Consider the following 15,843-nt stretch of genomic DNA (forward strand, 5'->3'; position numbering starts at 1 on the left):
AAGGCGCTAAAGCGAAGCGGAGCGCCTGGCTCTGAAAGGAATGAGGGCGCTTGCGACGATATCCCGGTCGGCCTCGTCGCCGAAAACACAGGTGCGATTGCGCCCCTTCTTCTTGGCGCAGTAAAGCGCCTCGTCGGCCGATGCGATGAGTTGGCGCCAGCCATCTGCGCCGCACGGGCTGGAGGCGATACCGATGCTGACGGTGATAGAGATATCTATGCCGGTTTCTGCATCACGGATGATATGCGCCTGAATGCGGCCGCGAAGTTCTTCCGCAAAATCCACGGTGTTCGAAAGGTCCGATGTGGAAACGAGAACGGCGAACTCCTCGCCGCCATAGCGCGCAACGATGTCGGTCGGCCGCATCGCGCTCTGCAGCAGCGCCGCGATTTCGACGAGCACTTTATCCCCCGTCAGGTGCCCATAGGTATCGTTGACCGCCTTGAAGTGGTCGATATCGATCAACATCAGGCAGATATCTTCCTCGCGCTCCGAAGGCACATTGCCGAAGCCTTCCAGCGCCCGGCGGTTCCAGACGCCGGTCAGTCCGTCCTTTTCGGCCTGCGTCTTCAGGCGGGCCTCGTATTCGGCGCGCTCGTCCAGCTTGCCGCGCAGCAGTTCCAGCGCTTCGAACAGGCTGCGCATCTCCGGCGCCTTGGAGATCGTCTCGAGGTCTGTCATGCCGCTGCCCTCGGCAAGCGCAATGATCTGCCGGCGCGCCGTCAGCAGCGGATCGAGCATATGAAGGCGGATCGAGCGGAAAAGCATAAACAGCACCGCGAGAGCCGAAGCCGTGATCACAGCGATGACCGACAGCCGATAGGACGCGGCATCATGCTGGGTTCGGTAGCGCTTCACCACATCGTCGAGGAAGAGCGTGCGCAGCCGTTCGAGCGGCCGCAGCGTCGGAACATAATCGCGCGTCAGATCGACTGCCGAAACTGAATAATCCCCCGAGATCTTGCCCTGCTCGATCAATATCATCACGAGGTCGAGGCCGGATCCGAAAAAGATCGTGTCGACATCCTTCATGAGGTCGGCAGACAACGCATCGTGGTCGGTGATGACCTTCTGGCCCTGCATCAGCGTTCGCAATTCCAGAAGCCGGCCGATGGTGAGGCTGGCATCGGTGACATTGCTGTCGCGCAGCGGCTGGCGCGTTGCGATTGGCCCCATGATCTGCGAGGCGGCCCGGCCGCCATATTCGCGCATGTCGCTGATCATCCGTCCCGTCAGGAAAGGCGCTGTCAGTTCCGGCCGCCCGCTCGTGAAGGCCGCCACATGCCAGTCGACGACGGCTTGAAATGTTTCGATCACCTCGATCATTTCCCCGATCGCGGCCTGGACGCCCTCCGGCCGGCGTTCGGCAAGCGGCGTTGCGGCAATCCGGTCCACGGTCTCGCGGGCTTTGCGAAGCTGGTCCCTTGTATCGGCAAGAGCCTTCTGCAGATCGGGCAAGGGGCAGAAAATCTCGACGGCAATCGGCTCGTCGAGAGCCTCGAGCGCCAGATCGCTGATGCGCCGGAAGGTCGTCAGCCGCTCTATCGCCAGGAGGTCGCTGCCCGGCTCGATCGCCAGGATATCGTTGGCCGGGCCACGCTCCGCGGACATGCGGGTGGCAGCCTCCAGGACCTGGCGGAAGCGCTCGATGGCAAGCAGGTTGTCTTGGGTCGAACGGTAGCTCTCATACGTCGGAATGAGGGCGCTTGCTGTCAGAACCAGGGTGAGAAAGGCAACGATAACGGTTGCAAACAGCAGCTTTCCCTCAAGAGTGATGCGGTTCATCAAACCGATCCCTTTCCCTGTCCCGTTATCCTCGCCGGCTCCGTTGCCGTTCGCTGAACATGCCGATATCAGGCATATATTACCGAATTTGAGTATAGCCGGCGATAATGCCGAAAGGGTTAAGAAAAGGCGCCTAAATGACTGCTCTGTGACGAGTTATATTGACCAGGAAAGGTTCTAGGCTCGGGGCCTATTAATTTCGTTTGAGATGTGATTCTGCCAAATGGTCTACAGGATTTGAACAAACAGAGCCGCTCAACAACTTCGTCCATGTCGCCGTAACTTCGGCTGATCCGCTCCTCGAAGATGATAGCTGTTTCCACGCCCATCTCCTGCTACCATGATCCGCTGCAAGACTACTTGAACTCGATGGATGGCAACGAATTACCGGACCGTGGTTTCCTTGCGGCACATGTCGATGAATGCGCGTAACGGCGTCGATGTGAAGCGGCTTGGATAATAGAGGCGTGGTCCCTCTTGTTCGGCCCACCAGTCGGGCAGTACCGGAACGAGAGTTCCGGCGCCGAGATCATCATCAAGCCAGTTGCGGAACGTGCCGATAATGCCCAGTCCGGCTTGGGCGTAGCTCAATCCCGTATTCAATGCGTTCACGCTTAGAACGAGCCGCGTCAAAGGTTTCACATTTGCCGATTTATCTCCGTTTCGCAAAGCCCAGGGAATAAGCTGTCCGCTGGGCAAGCCGTATCGGATCGCGTAATGGTCCGTCAGTTGAGATGGTGTTTCAGGAAGGCCGTACTTCTCGATATAGGATGGTGCGGCCGCAAGCGCCATCTGCTGCACGCGAGGACCGATTGGAACGGAAATCATATCCTTCTCGACGGATGCGCCGTAGCGGATGCCCGCGTCGCATCCTGCCTCAATGATGTCGACGAGACTGTTCTCCATAACGATCTCGACTTCCACGGCCGGATGTCTCCGCTGGTATTCCACGATTAGGGGCGGCAGGATGTCCGGCATGACCGCCCCTGGAACGTTGAGTTTCAAGCGCCCTTTTACGAAGTCTGCCGAGCGCATCGTTTCCAAACAAGCCGCATCCATTTCAGTCATCAGAGGCTGTAAGCGGCTTGCCAGTGCCTGGCCTTCATCTGTCGCCCGAATGCTCCGGGTGGTTCGCAGGAGAAGCGGCACGCCAAGTTGCTTCTCGATCCGCGAGACCGTCGTACTGACTTTCGATGGCGCGATCCCCAGCCGTATCGCTGCAGCCCGGAAACCTCCTTCGTTTAGCACTGTCAGAAACACTCGCAGGTCATTTGGAGGTACATTGTTCTTCATAGAGAACAAGCTATTCGAGATTTTGTAGATTAACAATAAAACGGCCTACAAATATATCCGCTGTAACAGTCACCTGCCTGAAAAGGGCTTCAAACAAAGGAATGCAGCGATGCTCATCGTTACAGGAGCCTCGGGCAAACTCGGCCGCAAGATCGTCGAAAACCTGTTACGTCATGTGTCCGCCAGGGAAATCGGCGTCAGTGTGCGTGATCCGAACAAAGTTTTGGATATGGAAGCAAGCGGAGTGCGTGTCCGCCGGGGCGATTACAGCGACGCCGCCAGCCTGCGCCATGCGTGGGCCGGTGCAAAACGACTTCTCCTAATTTCCTCCAACGCAGCTGCAACAGGTGGCAACCCGTTGGAGCAGCACGCCAACGCCATAGGTGTTGCACGCGAAATTGGTGTGAAACGCATTTTCTACACAAGCCAGGTATCCAGTTCGGCTACGTCTTATTTCCCGCCCGGCCGTGATCATGCCGCCACGGAGGCCATGCTGGCGGAGTCGGGTATTGCCTGGACAGCAATGCGCCACGGTTTTTACGCGGCAAGTGCGCTGATGATGAACAAGCGTGGTTTCGACGCGGGCAAGCTGGAAGGTCCTGAAGACGGCAAGGTTGCATGGGCAACGCATGACGATCTCGCGGCCGCTGACGCCAGACTGCTCGTCGGGGACGAAGTGATGGACGGCCCGACAGCGCCGCTCACCGGAAGCGAATCTCTGGATCTCGCCGATCTTGCGATTATCGCAGGAGAACTTCTGTGCAAGCCTATTTCAAGGTCGATCGCAAGCGAAGAGAGTGTGAAAGCGAATGCGCAGGCTGCTGGGATTTCTGATGGGACAATAGCAGTGATGCTGGGATATTACCGCGCAGCCCGTGCGGGAGAGTTCGCGGCAACTGATCCCACACTTGCAAGGATACTAGGACGCGCACCCGAGACCATGAGGACATTTCTGAAGACGAACCTCTAGTGTTGTGACTCTAATGGTTGTTTCGCCCTCGCGACCTTTTCGAGGATTTGGACGGGGGGACTTTGTCCAGACGAAGGGTTCGGAGTCGGGTGATGTCGGCAAAGAAGCGCTCCTAAAGCGCGTCGCGATCTTTCAGATTCGCTTGCTGCGCTTTAGGTCTTTGCTTTGACGCATGTCGTTGCCGCAAAACCGCTGCACACTTTTTGCTCGACATGCTTCAGAGGCGTGCGAGATAAGTTCGGTAATCGAAATCCGATACTGTGCGCAGATGCGCGATCGCTTCCTTATACTTCGTGTCGCCGTAGAGCTTGCGATACCGCTCGCCGAAAATATCGGCGATGAAGTCTGATTGCCGGAAGGTTTCCACCGCCGTCAGGAAATCGTGCGTCAGCCGCTTCACGCCCTCCGGCATGTGGGCGGGTGTCGTTTCCTCGCCGGGATCGAGATCGCCGTTCAGGCCGAGCAGCATGCCGCCAAGGATGGCCGCCAGCAGCAGATAGGGATTGGCATCGGCACCCGCCACGCGATGCTCGATGCGCGCCGCCGGCCCGTTGCTGTCAGGAATCCGGATCGCCGTGCCGCGATGCCCGTTGCCCCAGGTCAGGTCGGTGGGTGCGAAGGATCCCGGCTGGAAACGGCGATAGGAATTGGCGAAGGGCGCAAAGACGAGCTGTGCCTCCTGCATGGTCTGCAACAGGCCTGCCGTCACCGATTTCAGAAGCTTCGGTTCGCCTCCTTTGGCGTCGAGGATATTATTGCCGTGACTGTCGATGATGCTCGCATGCACATGCAGCCCTGAGCCGGCTTGGTCCGAATAGGGCTTGGCCATGCAGGTGGATTTCAGCCCGTGCTTGCGCGCCGCCTGCTCGGCGACGCGCTTCAGGTAGAGGCAGTCGTCGGCGGCCGCCAGGGCATCAGGTCGGTGCAGCAGGTTCACTTCGAACTGGCCGGGACCGAATTCCGCCGTCGTCGCCTCCGCCGGCAGGTCCATCGCCTTGGCATAGGCGCGCAGTGTCTGCAGGTAGTCGTCGAGTGCATCGGCGGCGCGCATGTCATAGAGCTGGAAGCCGTTCGGATCGCCGCGATAGGTCAGGCTTGCAGGCGGGGAGGGGATGCCGGTCTCGCGCCAGCTTTCCTCGATCACATAGAATTCCAGTTCCGTCGCCACGACAGGCGTCAGCCCGCGCTCGGCATAGCGTTCGAGAACGGAGGCGAGAATACCGCGCGGGTCCATGAAGCTGCGCCTGCCGTCGAATTCGTGCATGGTGGCAAGCACCTGCATGGAACCCTCCGGCGCCCAGGGCATCGACGTCAGGCTGCGCTTGTCGGGAACGAGATTGCCGTCGGGGTCGCCGATCGTCAGCGACAGGCCCGTGATATCGTCATTGTCGTCGCCCCAGATATCGAGCGACTGCGTCGAGGTCGGCAGGCGAATATCGCCGGCCCAGACCTTCTTTTCGGCCGAAAGCGGCAGCTGTTTGCCGCGCAGATCGCCATTCATTCCGACAACAAGGATCTCGAAACGCGGATCGCCCGCTTCAGCCTCTTTGCCCTTGCTCGTCATGACCTTGAAAATCCTCTCGCAGAAGGCCAAGGTCGTAAACCATCACCGGAAGCCTTTCAATCCGAAGGTCTAATCATGTCCGATACTTACCCGCTGCCCAATCTTGCTGCGATCGATGCCGCCCATCATCTGCATCCCTTCTCCGACATGAAGAAGCTGAATGCCGAAGGCACGCGCATCATCCAGCGCGGTGAGGGCGTGCATATCTTCGATAGCCACGGCAAAAAGTATCTCGATGGCTTCGCAGGCCTCTGGTGCGTCAATATCGGCTACGGCCGTAAGGAAATCGCCGATGCCGTTGCCAGGCAGATCAACGAGCTTCCCTATTACAATACCTTCTTCGGCACGACCTCGCCGCCGACTACGCTGTTGGCGCAGAAGGTGACCTCTAAGGCCGGCCCGCGCTTCAACCATATCTTCTTCACCGGTTCTGGTTCGGAGGCGAACGACACCTGGTTCCGCATGGCCCGCGTCTACTGGGCTGCCGTCGGCAAGCCGCAGAAGAAGACGGTCATTGCGCGGCGCAACGGCTATCACGGCTCGACGGTTGCCGGCGCCAGCCTCGGCGGCATGAAATACATGCATGAACAGGGCGACCTGCCGATATCAGGCATCGTCCATATCGGTCAGCCCTATTGGTATGGCGAGGGCGGCGATCTCTCGCCTGCCGAATTCGGCCTGAAGGTTGCCCGCGAGTTGGATGCCAAGATCGATGAACTCGGCGAAGAGAATGTCGCAGCCTTCGTTGCCGAACCGGTCCAGGGCGCTGCCGGTGTCATCATCCCGCCGGAGACCTACTGGCCAGAGATCGACCGCATCTGCAAGGCCCGCAACATCCTGTTGGTCACTGATGAGGTCATCTGTGGCTTCGGGCGGCTGGGCGAATGGTTCGGCCATCAGTATTTCGGCGTCGAGCCGGATTTTGCACCGGTCGCCAAGGGACTTTCCTCGGGTTACCTGCCGATCGGCGGCGTGCTCGTCAGCGATCGCATTGCCGACGTGCTGATCAACGAGGTCGGCGATTTCAACCACGGCTTCACCTATTCCGGCCACCCGGTCTGCGCTGCCGCAGCGCTTGAAAACCTGCGCATCCTGGAGGAGGAGAAGGTGGTCGAGCGTGTGCGCGACGATATTGGCCCCTATTTCGCCAAGAAATGGGGCGCCCTTGCCGAGCACGATTTCGTCGGCGAGGCGCAAAGCATCGGTCTGATGGGTGGCCTGCAGCTCGCCTCTGACAAGAAGACCCGCACCCGTTTCGAAAAGCCCGATCCGATCGGCGCGCTGGTGCGCAATCATGCTCTCGCAAACGGCCTGGTGCTGCGCGCCACCGGCGATCGCATGCTGGCCTCCCCGCCGCTCGTCATCAGCCATGAGGAGGTCGATGAGATGGCGCGCATCGCCAAGATTGCGTTGAATGCTGCCTGGAAGGAGTTGCGGGCTTGAAGCCTGTCGCGCAAAGTGTGCAGCGGTTTTGCGACAACGACTGCGTCAAGCAAAGGCTTAAAGCGTGGCAAGCAATCCGAAGGATTGCGACACGCTTCAGGGATGGGCGACAGCATAAGCGAATTGATAGGTGTCACCCGGCCGGCCATAGATATAGGGCAGGGCAACGATATGCGTCTCCGGCTGCTTCAAGCCGTTTTGCGCAATGACATCCTTGAAATAATATTCTGGCCAGGCGGGCGGCGTTCTGCCCTTGTCATCGCGCCAGACGAAGACGACGGGATGTTTAGCATCCACCTGGAACGTCGGCTTGAAGTCCGGATAGAAATAGGACTGCACCGGGGTGCCGGGCATCTGCAGCCGCATATTGCCGTCCAAATGCGGATCGTATCCGACGATGAGCCCCGGCTCGCCGCCGATCTCCTTGCGGATGGTCTCGGCGAAGCTCGCGTACGGGATGTTCAGCCGCTGATACTTGCCGAAGAGCGGGCCATAATAGGCGCGCATGGCGAGCACGGCCAGGACTGCACCCATGATGACGCCACCGACAGCGATCGATTTGCGCAGTGGCGCTCCTGCATCGACTTCGGCACTTTCGGCCTTCATGCAGATATAGAGCGGCAGGATGAGGAAGAGCGGCGTCAGCCATCGGTCGGCGACGTTGTCGACGCCGGCAAGCAGGATCATCAGCGCAATGGCGCCGATCTCGATCAGCAGGATGCGACCTGCAATTCTTGTCCAGCGGCTGGAGGTGCGCCACATTGCCGGCAGCGATTTGGCAAAGAGCGCCAGAAAGATGAAGACCGAGACGCCGGCGATGCCGATCATCGCGGAGATGAAGCGGAGAAAGCCGGTCGATACCTGCGACAGAAAGCTCTCCTCGTCACCGGTCATCTTGTGCAGCGTTCGGTCGAGCGCAAGGTCGAGGTGCTGCAGGAACCACACCGCGTGCGGCAGCACGATAGCGACCGACAAGACGATCGTCAGCCCAAGTCGCCAGTCGAAAATCCGCTTGCGGAAATCGGTGTCGATGAGGGCGGCGACCAGGGCAGCGGCGGGAAGAAGCGCAAAATTATACTTCGATATCACGCCGATGCCGGTCGCGATGCCGACGATGGCATAGGAGATTGTCGAGGGCGTCTTCAGCGTGCGGAAAAAGCCGTAGAGGAACAGCGAGCCGGCAAAGATCGTCGCCACCGAATGCGTCAGATCGCGCTGCGCCTCGAAGACGACCTGCGGCACGGTAAGCAGGCCGAGCGTCGCCACCACCACCAGGCCGTTGTTCTTCAATGTCAGCCGCGCCGTCAGCCAGTAGAAGACGTAGGAGAGGAACAGCATGCTGCATTTGAGGAACGACAGCGAAAACAGCGACACGCCGATGAGCGATGTCACGCCGTACTGCATCCAGTTGTAGAAGGGCGGCTGTGAATTATAGCCGAAGGCGAACCATTGCGAGAGCAGCATCTGCTCCGCCTCGTCGAGCTCCAGCGCATTGGGAATGCTGAGCCGCACGATCAGGTGGAGCAGAAAATAAGCTCCGAGTACCGCCAGGATCAGATGTGGCCGGCGGCTGAAAAGACTCTTCACGTTCAGCTTTCTCGGGAGAAGATCTGGCGCACGATGTAGTTCGGCGAAGCATCGTCGCGGTAATAGGTCCGAGCGATCATTTCCGACAGAATGCCCGTCGTGATCATCTGCACCGAGGACAAGAGCAGCACGACGCCGACCATCAGCATCGGCCGCGTGCCGATATCGTTGCCCATGATGAACTTGTCGAAGCCGAGATAGATGAGGATCAGGGCTGCAAGGCCGCCGAGGCCAAGGCCGAGCGAGCCGAAGAAATGGCCCGGACGCGCCTTGTAGCGCATGAAGAACATCACAGACAGCAGATCGAGGATCACACGGAAGGTGCGTGAGATGCCGTATTTCGAGGTGCCATGCTGCCGCGCGTGATGGGTGACGGCCATTTCGCCGATGCGCGAGCTCGGCACGACGCCGGCAACCCAGGCCGGGATGAAGCGGTGCATTTCGCCCATCAGCTTAACCTGTTTGATGATCGAGGCGCGGTAGATCTTCAGGCTGCAGCCATAATCGTGCAGCTTGACGCCGGTGATGCGGCCGATGAGATAGTTCGCGCACCAGGAGGGGATTTTGCGCAGCAGCAGCCCGTCCTGGCGGTTCTTGCGCCAGCCGACGAGCAGGTCGAGTTCGCGCCGTTCCAGCTCCGAGACCATCGAAGGGATATCCTTCGGATCGTTCTGCAGGTCTCCGTCCATGGTGGCGATGAGCCGTCCCTGCGCTGTATCGATCCCGGCCTGCATGGCGGCGGTCTGGCCGAAATTGCGCTGCAGCTCGACGATGCGCAGCGCCAGCCCTTCGCGGTTGACGAACTTGCGGGCATTGACGAGCGTTGCGTCCGTGCTGCCGTCGTCGACGAGGATCAGTTCCCAGCGATGCGGATAGTCGGTCATGGCCGCGGCAATGCGCTCGACGAGCGGGCCGATGCTTTCTTCCTCGTTGAAGACAGGAACGACCAGCGATAGTTCGAGCGGTTGCACCTGATCATTCGTACCGCGAATGGACTCTACCGTTGTCTGCAACTTTCATTTCTCCTAAAAGGCGCGGCAATGGAAGACCGATGAAAACCAGCCGCCGCAGCCAAACTTAGGAAGCCTGATACATGAAGACCCCGAGTGTTGAAAGCGGGCAATCCTGGTTTCTGCGCAATCGCATGAGCCTGCTGACGGTCGCAATCGTCGCAGCTTACGCGCTTTTCATCGAATGGTTCTGGGGCTGGCCGGTCATATTGGAACAATGGGCCGCTGTCGGCCCGCGTCCGGTCATCGGCGCGCTGATACTCCTGACCAGCACCTATTTCCTGCGTACATGGCGCATCTACGATTATTTTCCACGGGAGACGGCGGGCCGTTTCGCAACGCTCTTCCGCGTCACCCAGATCCATAACCTCCTGAACATCATGCTGCCCTTCCGCGCCGGCGAGACCAGCTTTCCGGTGCTGATGCGCACGGAATTCGGCATTCCCCTGACGCGCGGCACCTCCGCTCTGCTGGTCATGCGGCTGTTGGACCTGCATGCGCTATTGGCGGCTGCCGGCCTCGGCTTTGCTGTAGCCGCCTCGAACGCAGCTCTTGCATGGCTTGTCTGGGTCATCTTCCTGTTCCTGCCGGTCTTCGCCTTTGCTGCCCGCAAGCCGCTGCTGCGCTTCGGTGCAAAACTTCTGCCGGGCAAGGCGCAGGTGCTGCTTCATGAAATCGAGAATGGACTGCCTTTCGATGCCGTCGCCTTCAGCCGCGCCTGGGCGATGACGATCGTCAACTGGCTGGTGAAGGTGCTGGTGCTCGCCTGGGCGCTCGGCCTGATGGGCGTCATGCCGATGGCGGCAAGCTTCGGCGGCGCGTTGGGCGGTGAGCTTTCCTCCGTCCTTCCGGTCCATGCGCCCGGTGGCGTCGGCACCTATCCCGCCGGCATCACCGCCGGTGCGGTCGCCTTCGGCGCATCGAGCGAACGCACGGCGCTGGATGCGCTGGCCCAGGCAAGCGTCAACGCCCACCTGCTCATCATCGTCTCTGCCCTGACCGGGACCGCCATCTCGCTTCCGCTCGGCCGCCGAAAAGCCTGACGACATCTCCGCAAATTCTGTCATATTAACAACGTGAGATTGCGATAGTTTCTGTTTTCGCTTGAATTCCATGACGAGGGAGGGGCTTCATGGTGGATCTGCGGACTTTCGGGGAAGTTGAGAATGTCGTCCGCAGCCGCCTGCGACGGATGAAGCCGGAGATCGAGCGATCGCTGACGCAGATCGCCGAGGGCAACCCGCTCGCAGCCGAGACCCAGACGACGAGGCGCATCGACAGACTCCAGGTCAAGGCCGGTCTCAGCCGCGAAGAAGCGGGATTGATATCGTCGGCGATCGACATGATCGCCAGGGACAAGGGCGCGCGCGCCGGAAAAATGCCGGGGCCGGAAGCCATTCTCGGATCGACGCTCGATTTCGTCGGCGTTTCCTTTCTGGAGCGGGGCCGCCGCGCCGCTGATGCGGTCGGCCGTATCGCCTTCCTCAACGAAGGACCGCAGGGAACCGGCTTTCTGGTCGCGCCCAACCTTCTGCTGACCAATCATCATGTGATTGAATCGGCCGCCGCTTCCGGCAAGTTTCAGGTTCAGTTCGATTACGAATATGACGTTGCCGGCCGGGCGCGCAATCCGACGTCTTTCCTGTTCGATCCCACGCTTTGTTTCGTGACCGACAGTATCGAGGGATTGGATTTCACGCTGATCGGCATCGGCGAACGACGATCAGGCACCCGTCGCCTCGAAGAGTTCGGCTTCATTCCGCTCTCCGATGCCAGCGACAAACATATGCTCGGGGAGATCGCCAACGTGATCCAGCATCCCGATGGGCGGTTCAAGGAACTGGTGCTGCGCGAGAACCATCTCGTCGCCCGCGACGAGACCCAGCAGGTTCTGCATTATGTCGCCGATACCGAACAGGGCTCTTCCGGTTCGCCGGTCTTCAACAATGAATGGGAGCCGATCGCCCTTCATCACTGGGGCGGCCCCTGGCTGGAGGTGATGGGCACAGACGGCAGGCCGTTGGCGCGCGAGATCAACGAAGGCATTCGCATCAGCGCCATCGTCAGGTATTTGCGCGAAGCAAGGCTCGCCGGCGCCGGAGCAGAGGCCGTGCGCCGCGCGCTCGCTGCGTGGGACAGCGCGCGGCGCCCGGAAACCAATGCGACAGGTGCGCCGCTGAAGCCGACGGAAGAGAGGGTTCCGGAGGGACCGCAGGCCGCTGCCATACCAAAGCCGGGAACACCCAATCCACGCCACAATCCGGACGGCTCGGTAACCTGGACCTTTCCGATCGAAATCAGCGTGCGTGCGCCGCTGGCCGCTCCGCCTGTCGTGGGGCGGACGGGTGGTGGCCAAGCTCACCTGAAGACTGGTCCTTTGACGGGTGGTGCGGCCGAAGCCGCCAGCTGGGAGACGGAGGATTTCAGCGATCGCGGTGGCTACGAGCCGGGCTTCGTTCCGGGACATAGCATTCCGCTCCCCGATTTCAGCGGCACGGGATGGCGGCCCGCCAAGAATCAGATCCCGCCGGCTGGCGGCGATCCGAACGAGCTGCCCTATCACCATTTCTCTATCGTCATGAATGCCGACCGTCGCCTCTGCGGCGTCACTGCCGTCAACATCGATGGCGGACGCATCAAGGCGATCAATCGTCAGGACAAGACCGTCATCGACGAGCCTTCGCTGAAGGATCTTGGCGTCGAATCCATCGGCGCCGATGGCGCGGAGGCAAGTGACGATTTCCGCCCGGACCGTCGCGTCCTGCTCGAGGAACAGATGAACCGCCCGTTCTACGAGAAGCAGATCGTGAAGGGCTTTCTCGATACGAAATCGCCGGAGCGCACAGCGCGCATCTTCCAGAAAGGACATATCGTCCTGCGCGGCGATCCGGCATGGGGTTCGGAGACCGAAGCGCTGAGCGCGGAACGTGATACGTTCTTCTATACGAATGCAGCTCCGCAGATTGGCTTCTTCAATCAGGGCAGCGCGCTCGACCGGCCGGGTTCCAAAGGCAAGCTGCGCTGGCGGGCCGTGGAAACATATGTGCTGCGAAACGCCGTGACCATGAAGCAGCGTGTCAGCGTATTTGCAGGCCCGGTCTTCGACGAAGCCGATCCGCCGTACCGCTTCGCCAGCAAGGTGCCGCTGCGCTTCTGGAAGATCGCCGTCTGGAGCGATCGCGACAGCTTGCGCGCGATCGCTCTGCTTGCCGATCAGAAGCCGGTGCTGCAGATCATGCCGGAGGCAATCTCCGCCGAAGTGCTCGGACCGGAAGCCTATGGCGACGAGGAAGAACTGGCGCGCGTTTCCGAGTTTCTGTCGAGCGTCGAGGAAATCGAAGCATTGACGAAGCTCGATTTCGGCGATCAGCTTCGCACAGCCGATATTCGCGCCGGTCGGGCAGCCACACCGGCGATCACGCTCGACCCTGCCGATCTGGAGCCGCCACGCTCCGGAACATCATCAGGCGCAGGCCCGGCGGGCAGGGCGCGGCCGCGGCGTAAACGTTCCTCATAAGGAAGCCGCGAGCTCTTCGATACGCCTGAGCAGAAAGACCCGTTCCGGTTCCTGCCGGCAGAATGTGAGCGCCGTCTTGTAAGCTTCGATCGCTTCGGCCCGGCGTCCAAGCCGGCGTAGGAAATCCGCCCGCGCCGAGTGGGCGAGATGATAGGTCGAAAGCTGACCCTTGCCGATGATGGCGTCGACGAGCGCAAGCCCCTTTTCCGGCCCTTCCGCCATGGCGATTGCGACCGCACGATTGAGCTCGGCGATATCGGACGGATGGGCAGCAATCAGCAGGTCGTAATAGTAGGCGATCCGCCGCCAGTCCGTTTCCTCGATGCTGTCGGTCTTGGCATGCTCGGCGGCGATGGCCGCCTGCACCGTATAGATGCCGATCTCAGGTGTCCGCATGGCGCTCGCGAGCAGCGACAGCCCCTCGGATATCTTGCTGCGGTCCCAGCAAGAGCGATCCTGATCGGCAAGCAGCACCAGCGCCCCGTCACCGTCCTGCCGGGCAGCGCGGCGCGATTCCTGCAGCAGAAGTAGTGACAGGAGGCCCGCGACATCCGGGTGCGGCAGCAGAGTCGCCAGCAGCCGCGCCAGCCGGATCGCCTCCGCCGTCAGGTCGGCGCGCACGATCCTCTTACCCGAGGATGCCGAATAGCCTTCGTTGAAAACGAGGTAGATGACATGCAGTACCCGGTCGAGCCTTTCGGGCAGCTCCGCTCCTACAGGCACTTCATAAGGGATTTTCTCCGTTTTGATCCGGTTCTTGGCACGAACGATGCGTTGAGCGACGGTCGGCGCCGGCACCAGAAAGGCATGGGCGATCTCTTCCGTCGTCAGTCCGCAGACCTCGCGCAGAGCCATCGCCATCTGAGCATCGGCGGCAAGGGCCGGATGGCAGCAGATGAAGATCAGCCGCAGCATGTCGTCCTCGATCGGTTCCATGTCGCCGATTTCCGTTTCCGTTCCACCAGGGTAAAGCCCGTCTTCGATATGCTGCAGCGAGGCGTTGAAGCGCGCCCGCCGCCTGATATGGTCGATCGCCTTGAAGCGGCCGGTCGAAACCAGCCAGGCAACGGGATTGTTGGGCAGGCCGTCGACCGGCCATGTCCGGGCCGCCGCCGCAAAGGCATCGTGCAGTGCTTCCTCCGCCCGGTCGAAATCGCCAAGCAGGCGGATCAGCGTTGCGAGCACACGGCGCGAATGCTGTCGATAGAGGTCCTCGATCACCCGTTCCAAGTGCCTATCCTCACTGCGGCAGGGTGAGCGTTCTCACCGGCCGCAATTCGATCGACCCGACCCGGACGCTTGGAATGCCCGCGACGACCTTGCGCGCCTCTTCGAGATCAGCCGCCTTGATGATGTAGATGCCGGCCAGATGTTCCTTCGTCTCGACATAGGGGCCATCGGTCGAAGACAGAATGCCTTGGCGCACTCTCAGCACCGAGGCACTGTCAGGACCCTCCAATGCATCGGAGTGAATCATGATGCCCTTGCGCTCAAGCTCCTCGTCATACTGGAAATGCGCCCTCACGAGTTCATCGCCTTCGGCCTGCGTGAGCGTGCCGTCCACATCGGCGGAATTATAGATGAGGCAGACGAAGCGCATGGCTATCTCCCATCCCTTATCGAATAGGCCGGCCGGATTTCGACCGATGCATATTTGAGGATAGGGAAGGTGGAAATGATCGACTGTGCTTCCGCCATATCCTCGGCCTCGATCACCACGAAGCCGCCGAGATGCTCCTTGATTTCGGCGAAGGGGCCATCCGTGGCAGTGACGGTGCCGTTGCGAACGCGGAGCGTCACAGCCTGCTCCGGCTCGTAAAGCGCCAGCGCGCTCAGCATATGGCCGCTGGCGCGCCATTGGTCGTCGCTGACGATGCATTCCTGCGTGAGTGTATCCCACTCCTCGCGGGGGACGCGTTTGCTTTTTTCGGTATCGAACCAGATCTGACCCAGAAACTTCATGATATGACCTCCTCAGCCAAATTCGTGGATAGGGCGAACCTCGATCGCGCCGAGCTTTGCCAGCGGAATGCCGGCGGCAATACGGATAGCGTCATTGAGGTCCTTGGCGTCGATCAGGATGAAGCCGCCGAGCGCTTCCTTCGTCTCGATGAAGGGGCCGTCGGTGACCGACATCTCGCCGCTGCGCACCCGGACGGTGACCGCCGACTGTGGCGACTGCAGCGCCTGGGCGACGATCAAGTGACCGCTCTCGGCAAGATCGCGGTCATAGGCAAGCGAATCCCGGTCGAGCTTGTTCTTCTCTTCCGGAGACATGGCCGACAGCGCCGTGCCGGCGAACCAGACCTGGCAAAGATATTTCATTGCTTATCCTCCACGCAGTGCTTTCACAGCCCTTGGACGAACAGCGTAAGCGCTTTTCGACAGGGAAGAAAAATATCTTTTTAGCGGCCTGCGTGTCGAAAGATCGAGGCAACACTCGACAAGGCTCCGTCTGACAACATCGAGGAGATGGAGCAATGAGCATGCTTGAATTCGGAATAGCACATCTGATCGTCACACGCGGTGCACGCAAGATGCCGCCGCTCGAGAATGCCGAGGTGATGAAGGTGCTGGTCAGGACCGTGATCGCGCTCGCCGCGCTTGCCGGCCTTGTCGAGGCGCTGCAGCTCGCCGCAAGCGCCTAGATAAAAGGCAGCCCGGCTGCCGGGCT

14 protein-coding genes are annotated in these 15,843 nt (G+C 60.5%); 5 read left to right on the top strand and 9 right to left on the bottom strand.

Annotated features, from left to right (window positions below; translation table 11 throughout):
- Nucleotides 1–6: 6 nt before the first annotated feature.
- Nucleotides 7–1,785: a GGDEF domain-containing protein gene (locus JNB85_RS11115; RefSeq protein ID WP_220334422.1), complete on the bottom strand. Its 1,779-nt coding sequence runs from the start codon at nucleotides 1,783–1,785 to the stop codon at nucleotides 7–9.
- A gap of 384 nt (nucleotides 1,786–2,169) precedes the next feature.
- A complete protein-coding gene (locus JNB85_RS11120) occupies nucleotides 2,170–3,078 on the bottom strand; it encodes a LysR family transcriptional regulator (protein ID WP_220334423.1) in 909 nt (302 codons plus the stop codon).
- Nucleotides 3,079–3,187: 109 nt separating this feature from the next.
- Here JNB85_RS11120 and JNB85_RS11125 point away from each other — a divergent pair, with 109 nt between their 5' ends.
- Nucleotides 3,188–4,048: an NAD(P)H-binding protein gene (locus JNB85_RS11125; protein WP_220334424.1), complete on the top strand. Its 861-nt coding sequence runs from the start codon at nucleotides 3,188–3,190 to the stop codon at nucleotides 4,046–4,048.
- A 217-nt stretch (nucleotides 4,049–4,265) separates the two neighbouring features.
- On the opposite strand, the gene JNB85_RS11130 is transcribed toward JNB85_RS11125, so the two are convergent.
- The gene (locus JNB85_RS11130; protein WP_220334425.1) at nucleotides 4,266–5,642 is read right to left on the bottom strand and encodes a glutamine synthetase family protein; all 1,377 of its coding nucleotides are present in this window, start codon (nucleotides 5,640–5,642) and stop codon (nucleotides 4,266–4,268) included.
- A 45-nt stretch (nucleotides 5,643–5,687) separates the two neighbouring features.
- On the opposite strand from JNB85_RS11130, the gene JNB85_RS11135 reads away from it, so the two are divergent.
- The gene (locus JNB85_RS11135; RefSeq protein ID WP_220334426.1) at nucleotides 5,688–7,055 is read left to right on the top strand and encodes an aspartate aminotransferase family protein; all 1,368 of its coding nucleotides are present in this window, start codon (nucleotides 5,688–5,690) and stop codon (nucleotides 7,053–7,055) included.
- A 96-nt stretch (nucleotides 7,056–7,151) separates the two neighbouring features.
- Here the strand turns inward: JNB85_RS11135 and JNB85_RS11140 are convergent, their stop codons facing one another.
- Together JNB85_RS11140 and JNB85_RS11145 are read right to left on the bottom strand one after the other, a co-directional pair.
- Nucleotides 7,152–8,642 carry an ArnT family glycosyltransferase gene (locus JNB85_RS11140; RefSeq protein WP_220334427.1) on the bottom strand — a complete coding sequence of 497 codons (1,491 nt, stop codon included), beginning with the start codon at nucleotides 8,640–8,642 and terminating at the stop codon, nucleotides 7,152–7,154.
- Between the two features lie 2 nt (nucleotides 8,643–8,644).
- Nucleotides 8,645–9,655, bottom strand: a complete 1,011-nt coding sequence (locus JNB85_RS11145) for a glycosyltransferase family 2 protein (protein ID WP_220334428.1) — start codon at nucleotides 9,653–9,655, stop codon at nucleotides 8,645–8,647.
- 80 nt (nucleotides 9,656–9,735) lie between these two features.
- Here JNB85_RS11145 and JNB85_RS11150 point away from each other — a divergent pair, with 80 nt between their 5' ends.
- Nucleotides 9,736–10,695, top strand: coding sequence for a lysylphosphatidylglycerol synthase domain-containing protein (locus tag JNB85_RS11150; protein ID WP_220334429.1), 960 nt, complete (start codon nucleotides 9,736–9,738; stop codon nucleotides 10,693–10,695).
- 89 nt (nucleotides 10,696–10,784) lie between these two features.
- The gene (locus JNB85_RS11155; protein WP_220334430.1) at nucleotides 10,785–13,169 is read left to right on the top strand and encodes a DNA/RNA non-specific endonuclease; all 2,385 of its coding nucleotides are present in this window, start codon (nucleotides 10,785–10,787) and stop codon (nucleotides 13,167–13,169) included.
- Here the strand turns inward: JNB85_RS11155 and JNB85_RS11160 are convergent.
- From JNB85_RS11160 to JNB85_RS11175, 4 genes are read right to left on the bottom strand one after another with little or no spacing between them, the layout of a single operon-like run.
- Nucleotides 13,164–14,399, bottom strand: a complete 1,236-nt coding sequence (locus JNB85_RS11160; protein ID WP_220334431.1) for an RNA polymerase sigma factor — start codon at nucleotides 14,397–14,399, stop codon at nucleotides 13,164–13,166. The two genes, JNB85_RS11155 and JNB85_RS11160, sit on opposite strands and share 6 nt — an antisense overlap.
- Before the next feature lie 10 nt (nucleotides 14,400–14,409).
- Nucleotides 14,410–14,769 carry a YciI family protein gene (locus JNB85_RS11165; RefSeq protein WP_220334432.1) on the bottom strand — a complete coding sequence of 120 codons (360 nt, stop codon included), beginning with the start codon at nucleotides 14,767–14,769 and terminating at the stop codon, nucleotides 14,410–14,412.
- Between the two features lie 2 nt (nucleotides 14,770–14,771).
- The gene (locus JNB85_RS11170) at nucleotides 14,772–15,131 is read right to left on the bottom strand and encodes a YciI family protein (RefSeq protein ID WP_220334433.1); all 360 of its coding nucleotides are present in this window, start codon (nucleotides 15,129–15,131) and stop codon (nucleotides 14,772–14,774) included.
- Nucleotides 15,132–15,143: 12 nt separating this feature from the next.
- Entirely contained in the window at nucleotides 15,144–15,494 is a 351-nt protein-coding gene (locus JNB85_RS11175; protein ID WP_220334434.1) for a YciI family protein, read from the bottom strand.
- Nucleotides 15,495–15,649: 155 nt separating this feature from the next.
- On the opposite strand from JNB85_RS11175, the gene JNB85_RS11180 reads away from it, so the two are divergent.
- Nucleotides 15,650–15,817, top strand: coding sequence for a hypothetical protein (locus tag JNB85_RS11180; RefSeq protein ID WP_220334435.1), 168 nt, complete (start codon nucleotides 15,650–15,652; stop codon nucleotides 15,815–15,817).
- The last annotated feature ends 26 nt before the right edge of the window (nucleotides 15,818–15,843 follow it).

Origin of the sequence: Rhizobium mesosinicum (genome assembly GCF_019511345.1) — a bacterium.
GTDB lineage: Bacteria > Pseudomonadota > Alphaproteobacteria > Rhizobiales > Rhizobiaceae > Rhizobium > Rhizobium mesosinicum.

Excerpts from the sequence above, each read along its gene's own strand:
- JNB85_RS11175 (WP_220334434.1), bottom strand. The coding sequence starts at position 15,494 with ATGAAATATCTTTGCCAGGTCTGGTTCGCCGGCACGGCGCTGTCGGCC.
- JNB85_RS11115 (WP_220334422.1), bottom strand. The coding sequence starts at position 1,785 with ATGAACCGCATCACTCTTGAGGGAAAGCTGCTGTTTGCAACCGTTATC.
- JNB85_RS11135 (WP_220334426.1), top strand. The coding sequence starts at position 5,688 with ATGTCCGATACTTACCCGCTGCCCAATCTTGCTGCGATCGATGCCGCC.
- JNB85_RS11125 (WP_220334424.1), top strand. The coding sequence starts at position 3,188 with ATGCTCATCGTTACAGGAGCCTCGGGCAAACTCGGCCGCAAGATCGTC.
- JNB85_RS11120 (WP_220334423.1), bottom strand. The coding sequence starts at position 3,078 with ATGAAGAACAATGTACCTCCAAATGACCTGCGAGTGTTTCTGACAGTG.
- JNB85_RS11180 (WP_220334435.1), top strand. The coding sequence starts at position 15,650 with ATGAGCATGCTTGAATTCGGAATAGCACATCTGATCGTCACACGCGGT.
- JNB85_RS11170 (WP_220334433.1), bottom strand. The coding sequence starts at position 15,131 with ATGAAGTTTCTGGGTCAGATCTGGTTCGATACCGAAAAAAGCAAACGC.
- JNB85_RS11150 (WP_220334429.1), top strand. The coding sequence starts at position 9,736 with ATGAAGACCCCGAGTGTTGAAAGCGGGCAATCCTGGTTTCTGCGCAAT.
- JNB85_RS11165 (WP_220334432.1), bottom strand. The coding sequence starts at position 14,769 with ATGCGCTTCGTCTGCCTCATCTATAATTCCGCCGATGTGGACGGCACG.
- JNB85_RS11155 (WP_220334430.1), top strand. The coding sequence starts at position 10,785 with ATGGTGGATCTGCGGACTTTCGGGGAAGTTGAGAATGTCGTCCGCAGC.